At 50.9% G+C, this 26,876-nt stretch carries 25 protein-coding genes and 1 riboswitch; of the genes, 23 read left to right on the top strand and 2 right to left on the bottom strand.

What is annotated here, in order from left to right:
* The first annotated feature begins 96 nt into the window (after positions 1-96).
* The 20 genes from N7U64_RS11075 to ligA all read left to right on the top strand — a co-directional run bounded on the left by N7U64_RS11075 (position 97) and on the right by ligA (position 22,329).
* Positions 97-303 (top strand): NETI motif-containing protein, encoded by a 207-nt coding sequence (locus N7U64_RS11075; protein ID WP_318929807.1) that lies wholly within the window; start codon positions 97-99, stop codon positions 301-303.
* A 223-nt stretch (positions 304-526) separates the two neighbouring features.
* Positions 527-628, top strand: a riboswitch (purine riboswitch).
* An 89-nt stretch (positions 629-717) separates the two neighbouring features.
* On the top strand, positions 718-1,209 hold the full coding sequence (purE, locus tag N7U64_RS11080) for a 5-(carboxyamino)imidazole ribonucleotide mutase (RefSeq protein ID WP_114596963.1): 492 nt from the start codon (positions 718-720) through the stop codon (positions 1,207-1,209).
* Complete coding sequence (gene purK, locus N7U64_RS11085) at positions 1,206-2,309, top strand: 5-(carboxyamino)imidazole ribonucleotide synthase (protein WP_318929808.1); 1,104 nt, start codon at positions 1,206-1,208, stop codon at positions 2,307-2,309. The genes purE and purK overlap by 4 nt, the downstream gene beginning before the upstream one ends.
* The gene (gene purB / locus N7U64_RS11090) at positions 2,306-3,601 is read left to right on the top strand and encodes an adenylosuccinate lyase (protein ID WP_290829540.1); all 1,296 of its coding nucleotides are present in this window, start codon (positions 2,306-2,308) and stop codon (positions 3,599-3,601) included. The genes purK and purB overlap by 4 nt, the downstream gene beginning before the upstream one ends.
* Before the next feature lie 61 nt (positions 3,602-3,662).
* Positions 3,663-4,370 (top strand): phosphoribosylaminoimidazolesuccinocarboxamide synthase, encoded by a 708-nt coding sequence (gene purC, locus N7U64_RS11095; protein WP_214766545.1) that lies wholly within the window; start codon positions 3,663-3,665, stop codon positions 4,368-4,370.
* Positions 4,367-4,615, top strand: a complete 249-nt coding sequence (purS, locus tag N7U64_RS11100) for a phosphoribosylformylglycinamidine synthase subunit PurS (protein WP_214766547.1) — start codon at positions 4,367-4,369, stop codon at positions 4,613-4,615. Before purC ends, purS begins: the two co-directional genes overlap by 4 nt.
* On the top strand, positions 4,612-5,295 hold the full coding sequence (gene purQ / locus N7U64_RS11105) for a phosphoribosylformylglycinamidine synthase subunit PurQ (protein WP_214766549.1): 684 nt from the start codon (positions 4,612-4,614) through the stop codon (positions 5,293-5,295). The genes purS and purQ overlap by 4 nt, the downstream gene beginning before the upstream one ends.
* On the top strand, positions 5,276-7,495 hold the full coding sequence (gene purL, locus N7U64_RS11110; protein WP_318929809.1) for a phosphoribosylformylglycinamidine synthase subunit PurL: 2,220 nt from the start codon (positions 5,276-5,278) through the stop codon (positions 7,493-7,495). The genes purQ and purL overlap by 20 nt, the downstream gene beginning before the upstream one ends.
* Entirely contained in the window at positions 7,471-8,880 is a 1,410-nt protein-coding gene (gene purF, locus N7U64_RS11115) for an amidophosphoribosyltransferase (protein ID WP_012369360.1), read from the top strand. Before purL ends, purF begins: the two co-directional genes overlap by 25 nt.
* A gap of 19 nt (positions 8,881-8,899) precedes the next feature.
* A complete protein-coding gene (purM, locus tag N7U64_RS11120) occupies positions 8,900-9,934 on the top strand; it encodes a phosphoribosylformylglycinamidine cyclo-ligase (RefSeq protein ID WP_012369361.1) in 1,035 nt (344 codons plus the stop codon).
* Positions 9,931-10,506, top strand: coding sequence for a phosphoribosylglycinamide formyltransferase (purN, locus tag N7U64_RS11125; RefSeq protein WP_214850266.1), 576 nt, complete (start codon positions 9,931-9,933; stop codon positions 10,504-10,506). Before purM ends, purN begins: the two co-directional genes overlap by 4 nt.
* The gene (gene purH, locus N7U64_RS11130) at positions 10,503-12,023 is read left to right on the top strand and encodes a bifunctional phosphoribosylaminoimidazolecarboxamide formyltransferase/IMP cyclohydrolase (RefSeq protein ID WP_214850269.1); all 1,521 of its coding nucleotides are present in this window, start codon (positions 10,503-10,505) and stop codon (positions 12,021-12,023) included. Before purN ends, purH begins: the two co-directional genes overlap by 4 nt.
* A gap of 15 nt (positions 12,024-12,038) precedes the next feature.
* A complete protein-coding gene (purD, locus tag N7U64_RS11135; protein ID WP_318929810.1) occupies positions 12,039-13,295 on the top strand; it encodes a phosphoribosylamine--glycine ligase in 1,257 nt (418 codons plus the stop codon).
* A 209-nt stretch (positions 13,296-13,504) separates the two neighbouring features.
* Complete coding sequence (locus N7U64_RS11140; protein WP_318929811.1) at positions 13,505-15,244, top strand: adenine deaminase C-terminal domain-containing protein; 1,740 nt, start codon at positions 13,505-13,507, stop codon at positions 15,242-15,244.
* A 67-nt stretch (positions 15,245-15,311) separates the two neighbouring features.
* Positions 15,312-15,626 (top strand): YerC/YecD family TrpR-related protein, encoded by a 315-nt coding sequence (locus N7U64_RS11145; protein ID WP_012369366.1) that lies wholly within the window; start codon positions 15,312-15,314, stop codon positions 15,624-15,626.
* A 39-nt stretch (positions 15,627-15,665) separates the two neighbouring features.
* Positions 15,666-17,045: a TrkH family potassium uptake protein gene (locus N7U64_RS11150; RefSeq protein WP_290829561.1), complete on the top strand. Its 1,380-nt coding sequence runs from the start codon at positions 15,666-15,668 to the stop codon at positions 17,043-17,045.
* A 12-nt stretch (positions 17,046-17,057) separates the two neighbouring features.
* A complete protein-coding gene (locus N7U64_RS11155; RefSeq protein ID WP_318929812.1) occupies positions 17,058-17,282 on the top strand; it encodes a hypothetical protein in 225 nt (74 codons plus the stop codon).
* 84 nt (positions 17,283-17,366) lie between these two features.
* Positions 17,367-18,050: a heptaprenylglyceryl phosphate synthase gene (locus tag N7U64_RS11160; RefSeq protein ID WP_318929813.1), complete on the top strand. Its 684-nt coding sequence runs from the start codon at positions 17,367-17,369 to the stop codon at positions 18,048-18,050.
* Between the two features lie 44 nt (positions 18,051-18,094).
* The gene (pcrA, locus tag N7U64_RS11165; RefSeq protein WP_131973679.1) at positions 18,095-20,320 is read left to right on the top strand and encodes a DNA helicase PcrA; all 2,226 of its coding nucleotides are present in this window, start codon (positions 18,095-18,097) and stop codon (positions 20,318-20,320) included.
* Between the two features lie 14 nt (positions 20,321-20,334).
* Positions 20,335-22,329, top strand: coding sequence for an NAD-dependent DNA ligase LigA (gene ligA, locus N7U64_RS11170; protein ID WP_290829569.1), 1,995 nt, complete (start codon positions 20,335-20,337; stop codon positions 22,327-22,329).
* A gap of 93 nt (positions 22,330-22,422) precedes the next feature.
* On the opposite strand, the gene N7U64_RS11175 is transcribed toward ligA, so the two are convergent.
* Positions 22,423-22,998: a class D sortase gene (locus N7U64_RS11175; RefSeq protein WP_318929814.1), complete on the bottom strand. Its 576-nt coding sequence runs from the start codon at positions 22,996-22,998 to the stop codon at positions 22,423-22,425.
* Between the two features lie 132 nt (positions 22,999-23,130).
* Between N7U64_RS11175 and N7U64_RS11180 the strand changes: the two genes are divergently transcribed.
* From N7U64_RS11180 to N7U64_RS11190, 3 genes are all read left to right on the top strand, one after another.
* A complete protein-coding gene (locus N7U64_RS11180) occupies positions 23,131-24,309 on the top strand; it encodes a CamS family sex pheromone protein (protein ID WP_290829573.1) in 1,179 nt (392 codons plus the stop codon).
* A gap of 217 nt (positions 24,310-24,526) precedes the next feature.
* Complete coding sequence (locus N7U64_RS11185) at positions 24,527-25,381, top strand: MurR/RpiR family transcriptional regulator (RefSeq protein WP_290829575.1); 855 nt, start codon at positions 24,527-24,529, stop codon at positions 25,379-25,381.
* A 12-nt stretch (positions 25,382-25,393) separates the two neighbouring features.
* Positions 25,394-26,569, top strand: coding sequence for an amidohydrolase (locus N7U64_RS11190; protein WP_318929815.1), 1,176 nt, complete (start codon positions 25,394-25,396; stop codon positions 26,567-26,569).
* 63 nt (positions 26,570-26,632) lie between these two features.
* Here the strand turns inward: N7U64_RS11190 and N7U64_RS11195 are convergent, their stop codons facing one another.
* Entirely contained in the window at positions 26,633-26,824 is a 192-nt protein-coding gene (locus N7U64_RS11195; protein ID WP_012369376.1) for a YwbE family protein, read from the bottom strand.
* Positions 26,825-26,876: the final 52 nt, after the last annotated feature.

A 26,876-nucleotide genomic window follows, 5' to 3' on the forward strand; every position in this document is an offset into this window, starting at 1 on the left:
AACGGTGGTTCTGGAGCATACGCTCAAGGGCCGCCGCTTTTTTATGGACTTTTTTTGGTTTTTTCATATATATAATAAGGAAGGAATGTGATACTCATGGCAAAAAAACAAAAAATACGCGTTGCCGTAGAAGAAAATGAAACGATCAGTGATTGTTTGGATCGGATCGATGCCATGGGTTATCGTCCGACCGTCCGGCGGGAAGAACCGATTTTTGGACTGGATGCGAATGATGAACCGTATCCCATCCGTCAGCAAATCATCTTTGACTGTAAACCGAAACTCGAAGCTGAAAATGCCTGAATCGTGATAACTTCTTATACATACGACTCTTTCATAAACGAAAGGGTCGTATTTTTTTGTCGTTTTCTTATTAATAGTGTTGACTGCTTTCAAATTTCCGAATACTGAACTAAATGAACAAAACAATTTAAGCTTAAAAGCGAACGATAAATTTTCAGATAATTAAATTGTTCGCCTTTGGTTGACGAACCGACTCGAGTCTTGTTAAGATGAAGGCGTGATAGGAAGATTGAATATAACACCTCGTATAATAGCAGGGATATGGCTTGCAAGTTTCTACCCGACGACCCTAAATCGTTGGACTATGGGGTATATGGATGTTCGTCGATAATTCTTTGGCGTACCTTTTTATACCCTAAGCCACCCTTTTAGACGTGGTTTGGGCTTTTTTTATGCAAAAAGGAGGAGACGCAGATGAGTAAGGTGGAAATCGGGGTCATCATGGGCAGTCAATCAGACTGGGTGACCATGCAGAAAACGTGTGATGTACTGGATCAGCTGGACATTGGTTATGAAAAAAAAGTTGTGTCGGCACACCGGACACCTGACTTGATGTTCCGTTATGCTGAGTCTGCCCGGGAACGGGGACTCAAGGTCATCATTGCCGGTGCAGGCGGAGCCGCTCACCTTCCGGGAATGGTAGCTGCGAAGACGACACTTCCTGTAATCGGGGTTCCGATTCAAAGCAAAGCGCTTCAAGGCATCGATTCCTTACTCTCCATCGTCCAAATGCCCGGTGGTGTTCCGGTCGCAACAGTTGCGATCGGTGATGCCGGAGCGAAAAATGCCGGTCTGCTTGCAGCTCAGATTCTTGGAACGGTCGACGAACGGATTGCCCGGGCGCTTGATCATATGCGCGTCGAACTAGAAGGAGATGTCATTGCTTCCGAGGTACATCTGACATGAAACGGATTGGCATCTTAGGTGGAGGACAATTAGGTCGGATGATGGCTTTATCGGCACGTCAAATGGGCTATTCGCTTATTACACTGGATCCGACAGAAAATGCACCGTGTGCACAAGTTTCCGATCAACAGATTCAGGCACCGTTCACGGATGTGGAAGCAGCGAAACGGCTTGCTGCCGAATCAGACGTCGTGACCTACGAGTTCGAAAACATCTCACACGAAGTAGCAGAAGCAATCGGCAGTAAACTGATTCACGGAACAGAACTTCTGTTTCGGACGCAGCATCGAATTCGGGAGAAAGAACTGATTGAACAGCTCGGTTACCAAGTAGCACCGTATCAGGCAGTTGAGACGACCGAAGATTTGCTGGAAGCCAGACGTCAGTTAGGTCTACCGTTCGTCTTGAAAACAGCCCGGTTTGGTTACGACGGAAAAGGACAGACGGTCATTCGGACAGAGCTGGATTTACAAACAGCAATCAAGACGTTTGAATCAACCGAGTATGTCGCTGAAAAATGGTTACCGTTTGATCAGGAAATCTCCGTCATCGTCGCACGAAGCGGACAGGAGACGAAAGTGTTCCCGGTTAGTGAAAATATCCATCAAGACAATATCCTGCATCTGTCGATTGTTCCGGCGCGCATTCCGAATGAGTTGAAGCAACAGGCGATTGAACTGGCAACGCGGCTCGCGGATGATGTGAATCTGATCGGCACACTGGCGATCGAACTGTTTGTCGTCGGGGGCGAACTGATTGTCAATGAACTGGCACCCCGTCCGCACAACTCGGGTCATTATTCGATTGATGCGTGTGAGACGTCACAGTTTGAACAGCATATCCGGGCCATCTGCGGTCTCCCGCTCGGTGATACCCGCTTGACGACACCGGTCGTCATGGCGAACATCCTAGGTCAACATATCACAGCATTATACGAGGAACTACCAACGTTATCTTCACGGACGAAAGTCCATTTATACGGGAAACAGGAAGCAAAACAAGGTCGAAAGATGGGACATTTGAACATCCTGGCTGATTCAGTCGAAGAAGCATTTGCTGAAGTTGCGCGCCTGCAGATATGGAAGGAGACGGTTAGATGATCGAACGTTATACACGTCCTGAGATGAAAGCAATCTGGACAGAACAGAATAAATTCGAGGCCTGGTTGAAAGTTGAGATTTTAGCATGTGAAGCCTGGAGTGAACTCGGTGTCATTCCGAAAGAAGACGTCCAGTTGCTCTGGGAAAAGGCTTCGTTTGACGTCAAACGGATTAATGAAATCGAACAGGAAACACGACACGACGTTATCGCCTTCACACGTGCCGTATCGGAGACACTGGGTGAAGAGCGCAAATGGGTCCATTACGGACTGACGTCAACGGACGTCGTCGATACAGCGTTATCGTATCTATTGAAACAAGCCAATGATATCTTGGCGGCGGATCTTGATCGGTTCATTGACATCCTGAAAGTCAAAGCCAACGAACATAAATATACAGTCATGATGGGACGTACACACGGCGTACACGCGGAGCCGACGACGTTTGGTCTGAAGCTGGCGCTTTGGTACGAAGAAATGAAACGTAATAAAGTCCGCTTCGAGGCAGCACGGGAAACGGTCGAATACGGCAAAATGTCAGGAGCGGTCGGAACGTTTGCAAACATCGATCCGTTCATCGAAAAATATGTCTGCGAGAAGCTCGGCACGAAACCGGCACCGGTCTCGACGCAAACGCTCCAACGCGACCGTCATGCGCATTACATGTCGACGATTGCCTTAATCGCAACATCAATCGAAAAGATGGCGACGGAAATTCGTGGTCTGCAAAAAACAGAGACGCGGGAAGTCGAAGAATTTTTCGCCAAAGGTCAAAAAGGATCATCGGCGATGCCGCATAAACGCAATCCAATCGGTTCCGAGAACATGACGGGTCTTGCCCGGGTCATCCGCGGTCATATGGTGACAGCGTACGAAAACGTCTCGCTGTGGCATGAACGGGATATCTCCCACTCGTCTGCGGAACGGATCATTTTGCCGGATGCGACGGGATTACTCAACTACATGTTGAACCGGTTCGGCAACATCATCAAAAATCTGACGGTGTTCCCGGAAAACATGAAACGCAACATGGACCGGACGTTTGGTGTCATCTTCTCCGGTCACGTCTTACTCGCTTTGATCGAAAAAGGCTGGTCACGTGAAGCGGCCTACGACTTCGTTCAACCGCGGGCGATGCAGGCATGGGAAGAACAAATCATGTTCCGTGATGTCTTATGGCAGGAAGCGGACATTCAACAACTCTTTACAGAAGAAGAACTCGATGCTTGTTTTGATCCGACGTATCATACGAGCCGGGTCGATGAAATCTTTGAACGGTGTGGCTTGAACTAATCAAACCTGGGACGGGAGCACGGCTCCCGTCTACATCTTAGGATCATGGGGGACGAAATCGATGCAACCACTTTATGAAGGAAAAGCAAAACGGTTATACACGACGCAGGATCAGGATGTGCTCCGCATCGTCTACAAAGACGAAGCTACGGCATTTAATGGAGAGAAGAAGGCAGAGTTTGCCGGTAAGGGAGAGCTGAACAACCGTTTGACGAGTCACTTTTTTGAAGTTCTCGCAGCGGCCGGAATTCCGACCCACTTCATTGAGCGGACATCGGAGCGCGAACAGCTCGTACGTCGTGTCACCATCATTCCACTCGAAGTCGTCGTTCGAAACGTCGTCGCCGGCAGCCTGAGTAAACGGCTCGGTATCGAAGAAGGAACGGTCCTCGAAACACCGATCGTCGAGTTTTATTATAAGGATGACAGCCTAGGCGATCCGCTTGTCACACCGGCACACATCAATTTACTGAAGATTGCGACGACGGAGGAGCTTTCCTTGCTCGAACAGGAAGCGCATCGCGTCAATGATGTCTTACGGCCTTACTTTGATGAAAAAGGAATCACCCTGATTGATTTTAAACTTGAATACGGTAAAACACCGGCAGGAGAAATTTTACTCGCAGACGAAATCTCACCGGATACATGCCGGTTATGGGATAAGGAAACAGGCGAACACCTCGATAAAGATGTCTTTCGCCGTAATATCGGATCACTCATCGACACGTACCAAACACTATTCAATCGCCTAGGGGGAAACGGACAATGAAAAAGGTTACAGTAGCGGTCGCATTACGGGAAAGCATTTTAGATCCACAAGGGGTTGCGGTCAAAGGTGGATTACAACAGCTTGGTTTTGAAGGTGTCGAGGAAGTCCGGATCGGTAAACGAATTGAATTGCTTGTTTCAGATGAGACAACGGACACGATGATTCATGAGATGTGTCAGAAACTGCTCGTCAACACTGTCATGGAAGACTACCGTTTTGATGTAGAAGAGGTGACGACCGTATGAAGTTTGCCGTCATCGTGTTTCCAGGATCGAACTGTGATCTAGATATGTACCATGCTGTGAAAGACGCACTCGGTGAAGAAGCAGAGTATGTCTTCCATACGGAAACGTCACTTGAAGGATATGACGGCGTCTTGTTGCCGGGCGGTTTTTCTTACGGCGACTATCTCCGGTGCGGAGCGATCGCTCAATTCTCACCGATCATGGAGGAAGTCAAACGCTTTGCAGCAGAAGGCAAAACGGTTCTCGGCGTCTGCAACGGCTTCCAGATCCTTGTTGAAGCCGGACTTCTCCCAGGTGTCTTACACCGTAATACGGGACTAAAGTTCATGTGCCGGACGGTTGAACTGAAGGTTGAAAACAATGAGACACGCTTTACATCGGACTATGCGGCACAAGAAACGATTACGATTCCAATCGCACACGGAGAAGGCAACTATTACTGTGACGATGCGACGTATGCGATGTTACAGACGAACCGGCAAATTGCCTTTACGTATACGGATAACCCGAACGGATCACGCGGCGACATTGCCGGTATCACGAACAAAGCCGGGAACGTACTCGGTATGATGCCACACCCGGAACGGGCAGTCGAACTGCTGACCGGCGGAACCGATGGACTTAAGTTATTCACTTCACTCGTCAAACAGGGGGCACACCATGCTAAAACAACAGTCTGAACCAACGATGGAGCAAATTCAGGAACAACGGATCTACGCAACGATGGGACTGAGCGACGCAGAATACGACATGGTCGTCAAGTTACTCGGGCGTCAACCGAACTATACAGAAATCGGATTGTTTTCCGTCATGTGGTCGGAGCATTGTTCGTACAAGACATCGAAGCCGGTCTTACGCCAGTTTCCGACGACAGGTCCACGCGTCCTGCAGGGTCCCGGCGAAGGAGCAGGTGTCGTCGACATCGGGGACAATCAAGCCGTCGTCTTTAAAATCGAGAGTCACAACCACCCGTCAGCCGTCGAACCGTATCAAGGGGCAGCGACTGGTGTCGGTGGGATTATCCGCGATATCTTTTCGATGGGAGCCCGTCCGGTCGCCTTGATGAACTCGCTTCGGTTCGGTCACCTCGGTACACCGCGTGTCAATCAACTGTTTGAACAGGTCGTCGCTGGAATTGCCGGATACGGGAACTGTGTCGGCATTCCGACGATCGGGGGAGAAGTCGGCTTTGATCATTCGTATGAGGGCAACCCGCTTGTCAATGCGATGTGTATCGGTTTAATCAACCACGAAGACATTCAGAAAGGTCTTGCCAAAGGAGCCGGCAACTCGGTCATGTACGTCGGAGCCGCAACCGGACGCGACGGGATTCACGGAGCGACCTTTGCTTCAGAAGATCTTGGGGAGGATACGGAAGCAAAACGTCCGGCTGTTCAAGTCGGTGATCCGTTCATGGAGAAGCTGTTAATCGAAGCATGTCTCGAAATCGTCGGTCATCCGGCGCTCGTCGGGATGCAGGATATGGGAGCTGCCGGACTGACATCATCATCAGCCGAGATGGCTTCAAAAGCCGGTATGGGCATCGAGATGCATCTGGATGATGTACCGCAACGGGAAACCGGCATGACAGCTTATGAAATGATGTTATCGGAATCACAAGAGCGGATGTTGCTCGTCGTCGAACGCGGACGCGAATCGGAAATCGAAGCAATCGTCAGTAAATGGGGACTGCATGCGGTGCACGTCGGAGAAGTCATCGACGAGAAAGTATTGCGTCTCGTCCATCACGGCAAAATCGTCGCGGAAGTACCGGTCGATGCACTCGCGGAAGAAGCACCGGTCTATAACAAACCGTCACGCGTTCCGGCTTATTATGAAGAATTTCAGGCAATGGATGAAACGTTACCAGTCGTTGACGATGTGGTCGAGACATGGCGTGCCTTGCTCAAACAACCGACGATTGCTTCCAAGCGTTGGGTCTACGACCAATACGATCATATGGTCCAAACATCAACGGTCGTCGCACCAGGTTCTGATGCCGCCGTCATCCGGGTTCGCGGAACGAACAAAGCACTCGCGATGACAACGGACTGCAACAGCCGGTTCGTTTACCTCGATCCGTTTGTCGGCGGACAGATTGCCGTCGCCGAAGCAGCCCGCAACATCGTTGCGAGTGGTGCGACACCACTGGCGATTACCGATTGTCTGAACTTCGGGAATCCGGATAAACCGGAAGGCTTTTGGCAACTGCAGCAAGCGACAGCCGGAATGGCCGAAGCGTGTCGTGTGCTCGAGACACCGGTGATCGGCGGAAATGTTTCCTTATACAACGAATCTGCCGGAAAAGCAGTTCATCCGACGCCGGTCGTCGGGATGGTCGGTCTCCACGAACAAACGGAGTGGATTACGACACAACACGTCAAGCAAGCAGGCGACGCTGTCTACCTGCTCGGAGAGACGACAGCGGAATTCGGTGGCAGTGAACTGCAATACCTGCAATTCGAAAAATCATTCGGTAAAGCACCGCACATTGACTTAGCCGTCGAACAAGAACGGTTACTCGCCTTGCAAGCGGCAGTTCAAGCGGGACTCGTCACGGCGATCCATGACGTGGCGGAAGGTGGTCTCGCTGTAGCACTTGCTGAAATGACATTCGGCACGACGCTTGGTCTGGACGTAACATTTGACGGTCCGGCTCTCCATCTGTTCAGTGAATCGCAATCACGGTTCGTCGTGACGGTGAAACCGGAACAGGAAGCCGCCTTCGTCAAACAGACAGGCGCGCATAAATTAGGGTATGTTACCGATCAAGATGCTTTGCAAATCAAGACAAACGATACATTCATCGAAGCGACACGTTCAACACTGCAAGCCGACTGGGAAGGGGCGATCGCGTGTTATATGACATCAAAGGATTAAACGAAGAGTGTGGGGTGTTCGGGATTTTCGGACAACCGGAAGCGGCGCAGCTAGCGTACTACGGACTCCACAGCCTCCAACACCGGGGACAGGAAGGAGCAGGAATCGTCGCGAGTGACGGGAAACTGCTTCTGCCGCACCGGGGACAAGGGCTCGTCACGGAAGTTTTTTCGCAGGAGACGCTTGATTCCTTATCGGGGCACCATGCCATTGGACATGTCCGTTATTCGACAGCCGGGGGAAATACGCTCGAGAATACACAACCGCTCCATTTTAAATCACGAACGGGCGACTTGGCGCTGGCGCACAACGGAAACCTCGTCAATGCCGATTCGTTAAAACACTTACTTGAAGCGGAAGGGGCGATTTTCCAAACGACGAGTGATACGGAAGTCGTTGCCCACCTCGTCAAACGGAGTAAGTTACCGACGCTTGAAGACCGGATTGCCGATAGTCTGGCCCGGCTCGTCGGTGCATTCGCCTTCTTGTTCTTAACGGAAGATACATTGTATGTTGCGGTCGATCCACACGGTCTGCGGCCGTTGTCGCTCGGTAAAACACCGGACGGCGGCATCGTCTTTTCATCCGAGACATGTGCCTTTGACATCGTCGGTGCCGAGTTCATCCGTGATATCGAGCCGGGGGAGCTCGTGACGATTACGACGTCCGGTATGTCATCACGCCAGTATATGGAACCGCATGAACGGGCAATGTGTTCGATGGAATACATCTACTTTTCCCGTCCCGATTCGATGATCGATGGGGTCAATGTTCATACAGCACGAAAAGCACTTGGTAAAAAGATGTTCGAAGAAGCACCGGTCGAGGCCGATGTCGTTACCGGTGTGCCGGATTCAAGCATCTCGGCAGCGATTGGTTACGCGGAAGCAAGCGGCATTCCATATGAAATGGGATTGATTAAAAACCGTTACGTCGGTCGGACGTTTATCCAACCGTCACAGGAACTGCGCGAACGCGGCGTCAAAATGAAGTTATCGGCGCTACGAGGTGTCGTCAACGGCAAACGGGTCATCATGGTTGATGATTCAATCGTTCGCGGGACGACGAGTCGCCGCATTGTCGGACTGTTACGGGAAGCCGGGGCAACGGAAGTTCATGTCCGCATCACGGCACCGCCGATTACGAATCCATGTTATTACGGGATCGATACGTCTTCAAAAGATGAATTGATTTCCGCCCGGTTGACACCAAGTGAAATCTGCCAGGAAATCGGAGCGGATTCACTTGAGTTTCTGACGGTCAATGGAATGGTCAATGCAATCGACCGCCCGTTTGACGGACCATTAAAAGGTCAGTGTACGGCTTGTTTCACAGGCGAATATCCAACACCAATCGGTGCATTAGAACTAGAAGCCAAACTTTGAACAGACGGGGGAACAAAGCATGAGTAAACAATACGAAGCAGCAGGTGTCAGCCTGACAGCAGGATACGAATCCGTTTCCCGCATGAAAAAACACGTGGCCCGCTCGATGCGCAAAGAAGTCATGACGGGACTCGGCAGTTTCGGTGCAATGTTCGACCTCAGCCAATTAAATCTAAAAGAACCGGTTCTCGTCAGCGGGACGGATGGCGTCGGCACGAAGCTGAAGCTTGCCTTCGCCCTCGACCAGCACGATACGATCGGAATCGATTGTGTCGCGATGTGTGTCAATGACATCATCGTCCAAGGGGCGGAGCCGCTCTATTTCCTCGATTACATTGCTCTCGGAAAAGCGATTCCCGCTAAGATCGAGCGGATTGTTGCCGGTGTCGCGGAAGGCTGTGTCCAGTCCGGCTGTACGCTGATCGGCGGGGAAACGGCAGAAATGCCGGGCATGTACGCCGACGGTGAGTACGACATTGCAGGCTTTGCCGTCGGTGCCGTCGAAAAACAAAAATTGATCACAGGAGAACACGTTCAACCGGGAGACGTCATCTTAGGTCTCGCTTCGTCGGGCGTTCACTCGAACGGCTTTTCACTTGTCCGGAAGATCGTCGCCGAAAGTGGTCTGCGATACGAAGATGAGTTGATGATGTTTGGCAGTACGATCGGCAATACGTTGCTGATGCCGACACGGATTTACGTCGAAGCGGTCAAAGCCGCGCTTGAGACAGAAAAAATTCAGGCGATGGTCCACATTACGGGCGGTGGTTTTTACGAAAACGTCCCGCGTGTGCTTCCGGAAGGTTGCGGGGCGACGTTTGATCCGAAAAAATGGCCGACGTTACCGGTCTTCGACTGGCTCGAACAGGCTGGAAACGTTCCGCGTCACGATATGTACAATGTCTTCAACATGGGGATCGGCTACATGATGATCGTCAAACCGGAAGATGTCGCAGCAGTCTCGGCACGACTTGCTCGTGAAAACGAGACCGTCTATACGATTGGGACCGTGACGAGTGAACCGGGTGTCCGGATTCTTGGAGTCGACCAATGAAGATTGCCTGTTTTGCCTCGGGAAGTGGCAGTAATGTCGAAGCTTTATTCGAAGCAGTTGAAACAGGACGTCTGCAGGCTACGATTGAACTCGTCGTCTGTGATCAAAAACAAGCAAAAGTGATTGAACGGGCTCAGGCCCGCGGCTGTGATATCTTCGTCTTCACAGCCAAAGACTACCCGGATAAACCGTCGTTTGAACGGGAAATCGTTGCGGAACTGGAGCGGCGGGGCGTGGAACGGATTATCCTAGCCGGATATATGCGCTTGATCGGAGACGTCCTGCTGTCGCATTATGCTGGACGGATCGTCAACATCCACCCGTCGTTGCTCCCGGCATTTCCGGGAAAAGATGCGATCGGGCAAGCATTTCGTGGCGGAGTCAAAATCACAGGTGTTACAATTCATATAGTCGATGAAGGCATGGATACAGGACCAATCATCGCCCAAGAAGCGGTTCGGATTACAGAGGATATGACACGGGAAACGCTCCAACAAGCGATTCAGCAGGTGGAGCATAGATTGTACCCGCAAGTCATCGAAGAGTGGATCAAAGAGGAGGCAAACGTATGAGAGCGTTAATCAGCGTATCAGACAAAACAGGTATCGTCGAACTCGGACAGGCGATGCATGACGCCGGGATTGAATTGATTTCGACAGGCGGAACACATCAAGCCCTTGAAGCAGCAGGACTTCCGGTCATTGGCATCAGTGAAGTCACACAATTCCCGGAGATGCTCGACGGCCGGGTCAAAACCCTTCATCCGATGGTCCACGGTGGACTGCTCGGACGCCGTGATCTTGAGAGCCACCGCGAACAGATGGCGGAACAACACATCAAACCGATTGATTTTGTTGTTGTTAATCTCTATCCGTTCAAAGAAACGGTCATGAATGAAGATGTGTCGTATGCCGATGCGATCGAGAATATCGATATCGGCGGACCAAGCATGATCCGTTCGGCTGCCAAAAATCATGCGGCGGTAACTGTCGTCGTGGATCCGGCCGATTATCAGGCGGTCATCGAGGAAATTCATCTGGGCGGAACGACATTCGAAACCCGTCAAAAACTGGCAGCCAAAGCATTCCGTCACACAGCGGCGTATGATGCCTTGATTGCCGATTACTTCCTGACACAGACCGGTGAAAAATTCCCCGATCAGTTGACGATTACGCTCGAAAAAGTCCAGGATTTGCGGTACGGAGAAAACCCGCACCAGGAAGCCGCCTTCTACAAAACACCAATCTACCGAGGGGCTTCACTCGCGTCCGCGAAACAGCTCCACGGGAAAGAATTGTCTTATAACAATATCCAGGATGCCAATGCGGCACTGGAGATTCTCGATGAGTTCCGCGAAGCGGCCGCCGTCGTCGTCAAGCACATGAATCCGTGCGGCGTCGCCGTCGGTCCAACGATTGATGAAGCGTTCCGTCGTGCACATGCAGCGGATCCGGTTTCGATTTTCGGCGGAATCGTCGCCTTGAACCGGGAAGTTGATCTCGCGACAGCGGAACAACTAAGCGGTATTTTCCTTGAAATCATCATTGCTCCATCCTTTACGGAAGACGCATTTGCGTTACTATCGGCGAAGAAAAATCTCCGGTTGCTCGAACTGGACGTTAAACGGGTCCAAGCAATCCGCTATACGGCAGTTGCCGGCGGCATGCTTGTCCAGGACAGTGATGACGAAACACTTGATGATGCATCAGCACGTGTCGTCACCGATCGTAAACCGACGGCCGCTGAATGGGAAGACTTAAAACTCGCTTGGCGTGCGGTTAAACACGTGAAATCCAATGCCATCGTCATCGCGAAAGATGAAGTGACGGTCGGCGTCGGTGCCGGACAGATGAATCGTGTCGGTTCAGCGAATATCGCGATTACGCAAGCCGGCGAGAAAGCAATCGGGGCTGCCATGGGCTCGGATGCGTTCTTCCCAATGGGCGATACGGTCGAAGCGGCAGCAGCGGCCGGGATTACAGCCATTATCCAACCGGGCGGATCAATCCGTGATCAGGAATCCATCGATGCCTGCAACAAACACGGCATCACGATGATCTTTACGAACGTGCGTCATTTCAAACACTAAGCGGAGGCGATCCGAATGAAAGTATTAGTAGTCGGTAAAGGTGGACGCGAGCATGCGCTCGTTTGGAAATTGGCACAGGACGTGCGTATTGAAACCGTGTATGCCGCACCCGGCAACGTCGGGATGACGGAGGCGGTCTGCGTGCCGATCCGGGAAGATGCGATTGAGGAATTGGTTCAGTTCGCACGGGACGAGCAGATTGACTGGACGATTGTCGGACCAGAAGGACCGCTTGTCCTCGGAATCGTCAATGCGTTTCAAGCAGCCGGTTTACAGATTTTTGGACCGTCACGCGAAGCGGCAGCGATTGAGGGCAGTAAACAATTCGCAAAAGCTTTGATGGACCGGGCCGGTATTCCGACGGCAGATCATGCCGTCTTTACATCAGCGGCGGAAGCGATAGCTTACATCCGTCGCCAGGGTGCACCGATCGTCGTCAAAGCCGACGGACTGGCAGCCGGGAAAGGTGTCACTGTGGCGACGACGATTGAACAAGCCGTTCAGGCGATTGATGAAATTTTCGCCGGTGACTTTGGTCAGCAGAGCAGTGTCGTGATTGAAGAATGCCTCGTCGGTGAAGAATGTTCGCTGATGGCCTTCGTCCATGAAGAAACCGTCATTCCGATGGTCTTGTCGCAAGATCATAAACGGGCGTTTGACGGGGACACCGGTCCGAATACAGGCGGAATGGGAGCTTACAGTCCGTTGCCGCAATTTGACGAAGCAGCCGTGACGGAAGAAGCGATGCAACGTGTTCTCCGTCCGCTTGTCGAACAAATGGCGAGCGAAGGCATTCCATTTACCGGTTTCCTGTACGCGGGTCTGATGTTGACGAGCCGCGGACCTTCCGTCATCGAGTTCAACGCTCGTTTCGGTGACCCGGAAACGGAAGTCATCCTGCCGCGGCTCGAGACGGAATTGCTTGACGTCATTATTCCGTTGATGCAGGGGAATATCCCAGAAGTCCTCTGGTCGGACGATGCCGTCGTCGGTGTTGTCGTCGCGGCGAACGGTTATCCGGAACAGCCGGTGACGGGGCATCCTGTTCAAACGTCGACGATCGGTTCCGATGTCCTGATTTTCCATGCGGGAACAGCTGCAGGCGATGAGGAGAAGATTGTATCAGCCGGAGGACGTGTTCTGGTCTGTGTCGCGAAAGCAAAAGACATGCAGCAGGCTGTTGCAACGGTGTACAACGGACTTGATTCGTTTGACCGGACCGGCTTCTTTTACCGGACGGATATCGCCAAAAAAGCATTTCGCACGACATAACGGATAAGCCGGTTCCACTCACAGTGATGTGAGGGAGCCGGCTTTTTTTCAATGCTGCTGCGAACATAACTTGTTTTCCGTGGCGGTTTTGTGTTATTTTGGCGAAATGGATTGAATTGACGACGAATAAGCTTGAAACTTTTCCGGTAACATTTTAGTATAAGAACTATAAGAAAGCGTTTTCAAATTAAAAAGGAGGTCGAGCTTTCATGAAAAAAAATTGTGGACGGTCCCCATGGACGAAAACAGAAGTCCGTACGCATCAAGCGGTCATCAACGGAAAGCTTGCACCTACACTCGTGATTGAAAATGCGACGTACTTAAACCAAGGACTTAAAGCCTGGCGGACGGCAAACATTTGGATCAGCGGCGACCGGATCATTTACGTCGGACCGGATATGCCGGACACGGCGGGTGAAGTATACGATGCGACAGGGAAATTTATCGTCCCCGGCTACATCGAACCGCATGCCCATCCCTTCCAGTTGTATAATCCGGCGACACTCGCAAAATTTGCGGCAGAGCGCGGAACGACGACGCTCGTCAACGATAATATGCTGCTTTTATTAGAGCCAACGGAGCAAGCGTTTGCGCAGGTCGACGCATTGGCCGACCTTCCGACATCAATGTACTGGTGGGCACGACTCGATGCCCAGACGGAACTGGATGCCGACAGCATCACGATTGATAACCGGCGGATTCAAGCCTGGTTGAAGCATCCGCAAGTCATCCAAGCCGGCGAATTGACGGGCTGGCCGCGTCTGTCGCAAGGTGATGATGAGCTATTGCAATGGATGCAGGACGCGATGAAGCTCGGTAAACCGATTGAAGGACATTTCCCGGGGGCTTCTGCAAAGACGTTAACGAAAATGGCGTTGTTCGGTGTCACGAGTGACCATGAAGCGATGACGGTCGAAGAAGCGCTGATGCGTCTCGAACTCGGCTACACGACAACGATCCGCTATTCCTCGATCCGTCCGGATTTACCGGATATCTTTGCCGGTCTCGTTGAAGCGGGATTACAAAATTACGAGAAGGTACTGGTGACGACAGATGGCTCGACACCATCCTTTTATAAAGCCGGTCTGATGGATGAGACAATCCGTCTGATGCTTGCCGCCGGGATTGCGCCGGAAGAAGCGTACCGGATTGCGTCGTACAACGCAGCGCGTCACTTTAACCTCGATCATCTGCTTGGCAGTATCGCTCCGGGACGGATTGCCCATTTAAACATCCTCGAAGCAAAAGACAAGCCGACACCGGTTGACGTCGTCGCCCGCGGGACCTGGGTCCGCAAAAACGATATCCCGTGTTATCCGGTCGAAGCGCTCGACCGGGCGATCGATTTGATGCCGGCTTCACAAGTCGGTCTTGAGTTGACGGAACAGGACTTTTCGTTCAGCATGCCGGTTGGCCTTGAAATGGTCAATTCGGTCATCATGAAGCTCTATCAGGTCGAACACGATACCAGCATGCAGGTGCTGCCTGCCGGATGCAATGAGTCATTTTTGATGCTCGTTGACCGGGAAGGAAAATGGCGTCTGAATACCGTGCTGAAAAATTTTGCGACCCATGTCGGCGGGCTCGTCAGTTCGTATTCGATCAGCGGCGATATCCTGCTGATCGGAAAATCGAAACGGGATATGCAGATTGCCTTTGATCGGATGAAAGCATTCGGCGGCGGGGTGGTTCTCGTCGAAGACGGCGAAGTGGTGGCAGAAGTTCCTTTGACCTTGATGGGGCAGACGTCCGATTTACCGCTTGAAGATTTGATCGTTCAGGAAACGGCGCTCCGTGAAGCACTGTTCGCCCGTGGCTATCAGTTTGAAGATCCGATTTATACGCTTTTGTTCCTGGCGTCGACCCATTTGCCGTATGTCCGGATTACGCCGCAAGGAATTTACGAAGTCTTACGGAAAAAAGTACTTTTCCCGGCAATTTTGCGATGACGCTTGAAATTTAAAACGTCGCACTTTAAACTGTTAAAGAGCAACAAATGGGAAAGGGAGTTAGACGATGCAACTCGATAAATTGCGTGGAAAAGAACTCGATCAATTATTTACAGCCATCATGAAGATGGATTCATTAGAAGATTGTTATACCCTGTTTGAAGACTTGGCGACGGTCAATGAAATTCAGGCCTTGGCACAACGTCTCGAAGTCGCCCGTCAGTTACGGGAAGGCAATACGTATCATAAAATCGAAAAGGCGACAGGTGCTTCGACAGCCACGATTTCGCGTGTGAAACGGTGCCTGAACTACGGTTCCGGCGGCTACGACTTGGCGCTCGCACGATTAGGTCTCGTAGAGGAGGAAGTAGCGGATAACTAATTGGTTATCCGCTATTTCTGTGAAGGAGGACGAAGCCGGATGGATTTAGCGTATCAACAAAAACTGCAACACTTCATTCGAAAACTGACGCCGATCCAGTCACTCGTCATCATTTATTTTGTTGCCGTCATCATTGGTGTCATTTTACTGGGGTTACCTTGGTCGACAAAAGGCAATTACGATTGGGATTTCACGGATCTCGTATTCATGGCCGTCAGCTGTGTCAGCGTGACCGGATTGACGACCGTCTCCGTCTCGGACACATTTACGACGTTTGGGTACTTTATGATCATGATTTTGGTCCAGGTCAGCGGAATCGGTTTAATGTCCCTGCATATCGCGATGTGGGTCATCCTAGGCAAGCGGATCGGCTTTCGGGAGCGGCAACTTGTCGTCCGTGACCAAAACCAGACGACGATGCAAGGGGTCGTCAAATACATTCGGGAAGTCATTATCATCATCGTGTCGATCGAAATCATCGGTGCCCTTATTTTAGGTTTGTATTATACGAAGTATTTTCCGACGCTCGGCGAAGCAATGCTGCAAGGACTATTCGGTTCCGTCAGTGCGACGACCAATGCCGGATTCGATATTACCGGAGAATCACTCCTGCCGTTCCGGGGAGATTTATTTGTCGTCTTCATGCAAATTCTGCTGTTGACGCTCGGTGCAATCGGCTTCCCGGTCCTGGTTGAAGTCCGGCGGTACATCTCGTACCGGGCGACCCGTCAGTCGACCCGTCAGCCGTATCATTTTTCGTTATTTACGAAATTGACCGCTTCGACGTTCTTTATCCTGGTCTTATTCGGAACGGTCAGTCTGTTGCTGTTCGAGTGGAACCAATCGTTTAAAGGATTGCCGGTTAATGAAAAACTGGTCGATGCCCTGTTCCAATCCGTGACGACCCGAAACGGCGGACTGACGACCGTCGATATCACATCGTTCTCACAGGCCTCGATCTTTGTTTTGTCGATTCTGATGTTCATCGGAGCGTCCCCGTCCTCGGTCGGAGGCGGAATCCGGACGACGACATTTGCCGTCGCCGTGCTCAGTGTCGTCGCCTTTATCCGCGGTGAATACGGCATCAAAATCTTTGGGCGCGAAATCGGCCAGTCGGATATTTGGAAAGCTTTTGTCGTCATCGTCGTATCGACCGGCGTGACGATGATCGGACTGATTGTCCTGCTGATTTTTGAAGATGCGCCGTTCCTCGTCCTGTTTTTCGAAGCCTGTTCCGCGTTCGGAACAACGGGTCTGTCGCTTGGAATCACAAATGAGCTATCCGATGTCGGCAAATGGACGTTATCGGTCCTGATGTTCATCGGACGGATTGGTGTCATTTCGTTTGTCTTGCTGCTGAAGGCGAACCAACCAAAACGGAATTACAATTATCCGAAAGAATCGGTCATCATCGGTTAAGGAGGTTGTGACGTGAATCGGACATTTTGGATCAACTTTGGCTATATCTTTATGGTGCCGGCGTTACCGTTTTTGGCCCTCGTCAACGGACGGGCGCTCTGTTCGCCGGATTCACCGTTACTGGATGTCCCGGTACTTGGTTTTTTCCTGGCCGAACCATGGGCGTTCGCCGTCGTTTATGCTTTTTTGGCTTTCGGTCTCGCTGCGCTGTTGACGAAGCGCTGGACCCGTACTTGATTGATCTGCCCCATCTCGCTCTGCGCGGGATGGGTTTTTGTTTTATACTGGGGAAAGAGAATGAGAAGAGAGGATGGAACGAACATGTTGTTACCTTATAATGAATGGCGTCATGTCTTTAAACTCGATCCGGCAAAGGAGATTGAAGAAGAAGTTCTTCAGGCGGTTGCGACTTCGGGAACGGATGCCATCATCGTCGGAGGTACCGATGATATCACCCTCGATGCGACACTGGATTTGCTGATGCGCTTGCGCCGGTATCCGGTCGCGGTGGCACTTGAAGTATCGGAGCTGGAAGCAGCGACGATGGGATTTGATACGTATTTGACGCCGAGCGTCCTGAACAGTGGAACGCTCGAGCATGTGATTGAGAAGCAGATCGAGGCGCTCGAAGAAGTCGGTCATATGCTGGCGCATCAAGACCTCGTCGGGGAAGGGTATATCGTCCTGAATCCTGACGCCAAGGTCGCTCGCGTCACGCAGGCAAAACAGCTGACCGATGACCGGGTGGTCGCTTACGCGCAACTGGCGGACAGTGTATTCCGGATGCCGATCATTTATCTTGAGTACAGCGGCATGTATGGCGATCCGGCGCTCGTCGCTTCCGTTAAACGTGTCTTGAAGCAAGGCCGTCTGTTCTACGGCGGCGGCATCGACTCCGCTGAACGGGCGCGAGAAATGTTGACACATTCGGATACGATCGTCGTCGGCAACATCATCTATGACAATTTAGAAGCGGCACTTGCGACCGTCGCAGCAACACGATAAAATATAAGAACAAAAGTTCGGAATACAGAAATGAGGCTATTTAGATGTTTAATTTAAGTGAACAGCTTGTCAGCGGATTGAATCCGGAACAGGCAAAGGCAGTCAAGCATACCGATGGACCGCTTTTAATCATGGCGGGAGCAGGCTCAGGGAAAACCCGTGTCCTGACACACCGTGTCGCCTATTTGATGGCAGCGAAACAAGTTGCGCCGTGGAATATCCTCGCGATTACGTTTACGAATAAAGCGGCACGCGAGATGCGTGACCGGATTTCACGGCTCGTCGGCGGTGTCGCCAACGACATCTGGGTCTCGACCTTCCACTCGATGTGTGTCCGGATGTTGCGCCGTGATATCGAAAAAATCGGCTACAACCGGAACTTTACGATTCTTGATTCGAGTGATCAGCAATCCGCACTGAAACTCGTTTTAAAAGAACAGAACCTCGATCCGAAAAAGTGGGATCCCCGGTCGATGCTGTCGATCATCTCGAGTCAAAAAAATGAACTGCGCAGTGCCGAGTTCTACGCGTCGATCGTTACGAATCCATATGAAAAAACCGTTGCTGAGATTTATAAAGGATACGAAGCCGTCCTGCGTCGCAACAATGCCCTTGATTTTGATGACTTGATCGGGAAGACGACAGAATTGTTTAAACAAAATCCAGACGTCTTGGCATTTTATCAACGCAAGTTCCAATATATCCATGTCGATGAGTATCAGGATACGAACAAAGCCCAGTACGATCTCGTCAATCTCCTGGCAGCGGCCCATCAGAATCTATGTGTCGTCGGGGACTCGGATCAGTCGATTTACCGCTGGCGCGGAGCCGACATTGCGAACATCCTGTCGTTTGAGGAAGATTATCCGACAGCAAAAGTCATCCTGCTCGAACAAAATTACCGGTCGTCAAAACGAATTCTCGATGCAGCGAACCATGTCATTCAAAACAACAGTACCCGGAAAGACAAAAAACTCTGGACGGAAAACGCGGAAGGCGAAAAACTAATTGTCCACACGGCGGAAAATGAACGCGAAGAAGCGTTTTATATCGTCCAGGAAATCCGGAATGCGTTACGTTACGGCATGAAACTAAACGATATCGCGATTCTCTACCGGACGAATGCCCAGTCACGGGCGATTGAGGAAACGTTGCTGAAATCGAATGTTCCGTATAAGATGATCGGCGGCACGAAGTTCTATGACCGCAAAGAAATCAAGGATGTTCTGGCCTACCTGCGTCTGATTTCCAATCCGAACGAAGACTTGTCGTTTGCCCGGATCGTCAATGAACCGAAACGCGGTATCGGAGCGACGACAATCGATAAATTGCGTGATTTTGCCGACCTGCAGGGCGTCTCCCTGATGGAAGCGATCCGTGATATCGAATTGTCGAGCATTGCGCCGAAAACGGCAGCCAAACTGACGGATTTCCGAACGATGATTCTTGGCTTACAACAAATGCAGGAATTTATCAGCCTGTCTGAACTGGTGGAAGAAGTCCTTGAGAAAACCGGATACCGCCAAGTGTTAAAAGAAGACAAAACACTGGAAGCACAAAGCCGTCTTGAGAACATCAACGAGTTCATCACGGTTGCGCAAAACTTTGAAAAAGAGACCGAAAAAGCCGATCCGGAAGAACAAACAATCATCGCTTTCTTAACCGATTTGACGTTGGTCGCCGATGTCGATTCGCTCGATGAAAGTGATCCGGGCGAACAGGTGACGTTAATGACATTACACTCCGCCAAAGGGCTTGAGTTCCCAATCGTCTTCCTGATTGGAATGGAGGAAGGTTTGTTCCCGCACAGCCGCTCCCTGCAAGATGAAGACGAAATGGAAGAAGAACGTCGTCTTGCATACGTCGGGATTACACGGGCTGAAAAACGTCTGTATCTCTCACACGCGCGGATGCGTTCGCTGTATGGTCGGACGAATGCCAATCTCGAATCCCGTTTCCTTGCCGAATTACCGGAGGAAGTACTGGAACGGACCGGTAAAAAACCGAAACCGTTACCGTGGGAAGACCGTCCGGTACCGCAAGGGAAAGCCGTCATCGGGCGGTCGGTCACGAAACCAACAGCGATGAAGACATCAGGCGCGGAATCACTCGGCTGGAACGTCGGGGACAAAGCAGAACACGGAAAATGGGGCCGTGGAACCGTCGTTCAGACACGCGGAGCAGGGGACAGCTTAGAAATCGATATCGCCTTCCCGGAAGTCGGTGTCAAACGGTTGCTTGCGAAATTCGCACCGATCAAAAAGGTATGAGTGGAGGCGTCAAGATGATAGAACAGGCACGAATCGAGGAATTACGCCAAAAGTTGAACCAATACAGTTACGAATATTACGTGCAGGATCAACCGACTGTTCCGGACAGCACCTATGATCAATTGTTACGTGAACTGACGGAACTTGAAATGGCACATCCGGAACTGATCACGCCAGATTCACCGACGCAACGCGTCGGTGCGGCGCCGCTCGATGCCTTCGAGAAGGTGACGCATGATTTACCGATGTTATCGCTCGGCAATGTCTTTGATGAAACAGAAATCCGGGAGTGGGTCGCCCGCATCGAACGCTCACTCGGCCGTTCGACGACGTATGTCGCCGAGTTGAAGTTTGACGGACTTGCGATTTCCTTGAAGTACGAAGACGGACAACTTGTCCGCGGGGCGACACGAGGCGACGGAACGGTTGGCGAAAACATCACACAAAATCTGCGGACAATCAAAGCCCTACCCCTTCGGTTACGTCGAAATGAGACGGTAGAAGTCCGAGGGGAAGCTTATATGCCGAAACAATCATTTGAACGCTTGAATGCGGACCGGGCCGCGCGGGAGGAAGCGCTGTTTGCCAATCCGCGCAATGCAGCAGCCGGCAGCTTACGTCAGCTCGACTCGTCGATTACGGCATCCCGCAATCTGTCCTTATTCGTCTACGGTGTCGGTGTCAATACACTGAGTGCCCGTTCGCACAGTGAAGCGATGCTTCAGCTGGCTGAACTCGGGTTACCGACGAACAAGGAGATGCGGACGTGTGAGACGGTCGAAGAGATTTTAGCCTACATTGCCCAATGGACGATGGAACGTTCTAATTTACCGTATGAAATTGACGGCATCGTCTTAAAGGTCGACCGTTATGACGATCAGGAAGAACTCGGCTTCACGGCGAAAAGCCCCCGCTTTGCGACGGCGTATAAATTTGCCGCGGAAGAAGTCATGACGACGGTCGAAGAAGTCGATTTCAGTGTCGGACGGACAGGGAAAGTCACGCCGCGTGCCCGGTTTGCCCCGGTCGTTGTCGCCGGCTCGACCGTCAGTTATGCAACATTACACAACGCGGACTTCATCACGGAAAAAGATATTCGACTGCACGATCAAGTCATCATCAAAAAAGCCGGAGACGTCATCCCGGCAGTCGTCAGCGTCGTCGTTTCAGAACGGACAGGGAACGAACAGCCGATCGAATTCCCGGCGCATTGTCCGGCCTGCGAGTCTGAACTTGTTCGATTGGAAGGCGAAGCGGATATTCGGTGTGTCAGTCCAGAGTGTCCGGCCCAGCTTGTCGAAGGCATCATTCACTTCGTCTCGCGTCAAGCGATGAATATCGACGGTCTTGGTGAAAAAGTCGTCCGTCAATTGTATGAACACGAAGCCATCCGGACCCTCGCCGATTTGTACCGCCTCGACCGGGATGAGTTGTTGACGTATGAACGGATGGGTGAAACGTCGGTCGATAATCTTCTGACCGCGATTGAAGCCTCGAAGCAGAATTCCTTAGAACGACTGGTGTTTGGCCTCGGAATTCGATTGGTCGGTCAAAAAGCGGCATACCTGCTCGCAGAGCGGTTTGATTCACTGGACGGGATCGCACAGGCGGAGTATGACGACATTTTAGCGATTGATGGAATTGGCAGTAAGATTGCCGATTCTGTGACGAAGTATTTTGAACATCCGGAAGCGCAAGACCTTATTAAGGATTTAGCAGCACTCGGGCTGAACCAACAGTTTCTTGGACAACGGGTCGATCAATCGAATGCACCGCTCGCCGGGAAGACGATTGTATTGACCGGAACACTTGAGACGTTAAAACGTTCAGAAGCCGGGAAACGGCTCGAGTTGCTTGGTGCGGATGTGACCGGTAGCGTCAGTAAAAAGACGGATATTTTGGTAGCCGGAGAAAAGGCTGGTTCGAAGTTAACGAAAGCCGAGTCGCTCGGAATCGAGATTTGGAATGAAACACAACTGCTTGAAGAGCTGGCGAAATACGAAGGGTAACCAAACAACCGTCAAACGGATGATTTAAATAAAAACAGGGAAGGCGGCATGCATCATGCGCCTTCCCTGTTTTGTATTGAAGTGTACGGAGAGTTACAACGATTCGGTTTTGATTAAAACCCCTTGTTTGATTAACCGATTGGTTGCCGTTTCCGGCGGATCACACGTAATCAGTGTAATGGTTGCTTGTTTTACGTCCTGGTGCAAGACGGATAAATCGGTGGGTTTGACAAGTTGTGACGTCTTCATTTGATAGGTATAGCGGTGACTTTTTGTTGTTACGATCACATGAGCCCCTGCTTTCAATTCCGGCAGACGATTAAAATGCAGTCCTTTTGTGAAACTGCGGTGTCCCGCCAAAGCGTAATTGCCTTTACCGGGAGCGCCGGTCGCTTTCAGGTGACCGATGCTTTGATCGAGGACAGCCGTCGAAGCCCCTTCTAAAATGACTTGCTCAAAATTAAGGGATGGAATCGTCAATAATCCGCTGCCGTTCGTTGCGACAGGCTGCTTCGTTTCCTTTGCATCGACCGCTTTTAAGTTTTGTGTCCACTGTTGCTTCAGCTCTTCCGCGGCCGCCTGTTTTTGATGGTTGGTATACAGCGGCCAGAGAATCAGCAGGATGCCCGCAATCAGAAGAAGCAGGCCCAAAAATTTTTGTCGTTTCATGAAGTATCCTTTCATCTGCTGTTTCAGCAGGATCGTTTTTTGAAAATCAGGGGAAAACTACACCTTCCCGGATGGAAAACTATTCTGTTATGATAGAGAGAACGATTTTAAAAACATGGGGTGCGTAAAGAAATGAAATCTAAAAAAATAGCAGCGTTGACGTTGACGAGTACATTATTCCTCGGCGCGTGTTCGTTTGATTTGTCACAGAAAAGCGATACAAAAGAAGTCATTACAGAGAGCGAACAAGGAAAAGAAGTCCAAGCCGTCGTCAGTCCGGCAATCGATACAACCGATTCCTATTATCGGACCGTCTTACCGTTCCGACCGAGTGTCGCCCGCGGGATGACACAAAAGCGGGTCAGTTCCCGCTTGGAACTGGATGAAATCGAGACCGGCCTGATGCGTCACTCCACTCAATTTTTTGCTCCGGATAAGTACTATTATCAAGAAGGACAGTTACTGCAAGCCGATCAGATTGCCCAGTGGCTGTTGCGAAAAGGAAAGTCCGGAGATGGTGTCAGTGATCCGAACGGCCTAAATCCTGCGTATACGACCGGAAAATCCTATAAAGAAAAAAACCAAAAGTCTCCTTTGATTCTATCGCACATTTTGGAACAGGACTACATGTTGGAAGAAGATAAAAAACTTGAACTGGGCGGGACGTCAGTTGCTTTAGTCTTAAACAGCGAGTATGTTTTCCAAGATGAAAACTACGGTCCAACCTATACTGTAAAACTTGATGAGAAAAAAGTCATTGCAGAAGGAAAGCGGATGGCCAATGAGTTGGTCAAGAAAATGCGGAAAACGGACGGGGTCAAAACGACACCGATCCACGTGGCCTTGTATTTGCAGGAAAGTGAAGGGTCACCGGTCTCCGGTCATTATGTCTCTTCTGCCTTCATCGGCCGTGGCAATCAAATCAGTTCAAATGACTGGAAAAACTATGACGAAAAGTATTATTACTATCCGTCCGGTGCCGCGACGAACGATGTCCGGGATGATGCCGCGAAGTTTGATCTATTCAAAGACCGCCTCGAAGACTACTTCCCGAATTACACCGGTATGATGGGCGAAGGTTTTTATCAGGAAGGTGAACTGAAAAAGTTGGAAATCAAGATTCCGGTGCAATTTTACGGAAAAGCAGAACTTGTAGCGTTTATTCAATACGTAACCTACCTGCTCGAAAATCGTTGGGAATACAATCGAAATGTCCCAACAACGATTACCGTCACGAACTTGAACGGTGATACGGAAGCGATGTTGTTCATTGAACCGGATACGAAAAAGCCGATCGTCAAAATTCGGTGATTGCATTTGCACAGACAGACTCCTTGCGTAAGCAGGAGTTTTTTTGTTGAGATGAAGCGGACTTTCAGGTCCAACAGAACAACGCTTCGTATTGTCAGATTTCTTTAGATTTACGAAAGCGGTCTTGAAAGCGCATAATAGAAAAGAAGCATAATGCGAATCAGAAAAATCTAAGCTGAGTTCGCCTGTTTTAATTTATGGTAAGGGAGCGGGTCGCATGAAAGGTGGTATTTTTTCACAGATTAGCGCCGTCCACGAAGAGTTGCCTTCTTCTTCGCGGAAAGTCGCTGATTTTGTTTTAGCGCATATGAATGAAATCGCGGGGATGACGATTCATCATTTAGCCGAAGAATCGGGAACAAGTGCGGCAGCTGTCGTCCGGTTTTGCCGGGCACTCGGTTTAAAAGGTTATCCGGAACTCCGGATGCGGATTTCGGCAGATACGGCACGAACAGACCTAAAAGGATATCATGACATCGAAAAAAATGAACGTCCTGCTGACTTAGTGGAAAAGACGGTCAGTAACAGCATTCAAGCGTTACAGGACACAGCCAAACAATTGAGTGAAGACCGGATTGCGGAAGCGACGGACGTACTGGACCAGGCACGGGCAATTTACTTTTATGGAATCGGCGCATCAAACGTCGTTGCACTGGATGCCGCCCAAAAGTGGACGCGTGTCGGAAAACTGACAATCCAGGAGTCCGATCAGCATCTTGTCGCGACGATTCTCGCGAATGCCAATCCGGATGATGTCTTTTTTGCGATTTCCTACAGCGGGGAGACTGAAGAGGTTGTGGAGTTGATCCGGCTCGCCAAGATCCGGGGCTTAAAGGTCATCAGTTTGACACGGTTCGGAGACAATCGGGTTAGCCAGCTGGCGGATGTTGCCTTATGGACATCACGGGCACCGGAAGCGCCGTTACGGAGTGCGGCCTTAAGTTCACGTCTCGCACAGTTATTTGCGATTGATGTGTTGTTTTTATCTTATGCCGCCGTCCATTATGACGATACGATTGAACGGCTGCAGTATACGCGGGAAAGCGTCAAGATGTTGCACAGTAAAAAATAGGGGGCGTACATAATGAAACAGACGGTGGAAGAGATGGTGGAGCAGTTATTTCCAGTGATGGTTGAACGGCGTCGGTATTTACATCAGCATCCGGAGTTGTCGTTTCATGAAGTGGATACCCCGCAATTCATTGCGGAACGATTAATGGAACTTGGGATTGAAGTCCGGACCGGTGTCGGTGGACGGGGTGTTGTCGGAACGATCCGCGGAGGGAAACCGGGGAAAACGGTCGCACTGCGGGCAGACTTTGATGCATTGCCGATTCAGGACGAAAAAACCGTTGATTACCGGTCGACCGTTCCTGGTGTCATGCATGCCTGCGGGCACGACGGGCATACGGCAACATTACTTGCTGTCGCCGAAATTCTGGTCCGGCAGAAAGACGAGTTGGCCGGAAACGTCGTCTTGATTCACCAACACGCGGAAGAAGTGGTTCCGGGCGGTGCACGGGACATGGTGGCGGACGGATGCCTCGACGGCGTCGATGTCATCTTCGGAACTCATCTGTGGTCGACGACGAAACTCGGGACAATCGGTTACCGGATTGGTCCGGTCATGGCAGCAGCCGACAAATTCGAACTGACACTGTTCGGGCGCGGCGGACACGGCGCGAAGCCGCACGAAACGATTGACGCCGTCGTGCTGGGGGCGACCGTCGTCAAAGAGTTGCAAAGCATTGTCAGCCGGCGACTCGATCCGCTTCAGCAAGCGGTCTTGACGATCGGTACACTGCATGCCGGAAATACGTTTAACGTCATCGCCGACAGTGCGGAACTGACGGGGACGATCCGGACGTTTGATCCGGAAGTCGCCGAGCAAATCGTTCGTGAAATGGAACGGACAATCAAAGGAGTATGTGACGCGGCAGGGGCGACCTATTCGTTTACCTACGAAAGAGGGTATCCGGCAGTCGTCAATCATCCGGAAGAAACGAACCTTTTACGGACGGTGGCATCTGATATCATGGGAGCAGACCGGGTCTTTGAAATTGATCCGACGATGGGCGGGGAAGATTTCGCTTATTACCTGCAACACGTGCCCGGTACCTTTTTCTTTACCGGGGCCGGGGACGAAACCTTTTACCCGCATCATCATCCGAAGTTTGACTTTGAAGAACAGGCGATGCAGTATGCTGCCCGGATCTTAATCGAAGTGACCTTACGTTACCTTGCGCGCTCCAGTGATTGAAGAAAAGCCCCCCCGTTCTCCGGCAGATGGCCGGAAAGCGGGGGGCTTTGTCGTGTGCTTGAATTATAAGATTTCCTGAACCCGGCCGACTTGCCCGTCTTCAAGACGGACTTTGATACCGTGCGGGTGATTCGGTGACTTGGTTAACAGATCCTTGACGATTCCTTCCGTCCGTTTCCCTGTCCGTTGGTCTTGTTTTAATACGATACTGACGTGTTGTCCGATTTTAACGTCGGCGCGTTTTTTACCATCCATGCCTTGATCGCTCCTTTTTACTGATGCTAGTTGTCAGTATATCATGGTTTCT

This window comes from Exiguobacterium sp. K1 (genome assembly GCF_033721435.1).
GTDB classification, from domain to species: Bacteria; Bacillota; Bacilli; order Exiguobacteriales; family Exiguobacteriaceae; genus Exiguobacterium_A; species Exiguobacterium_A artemiae.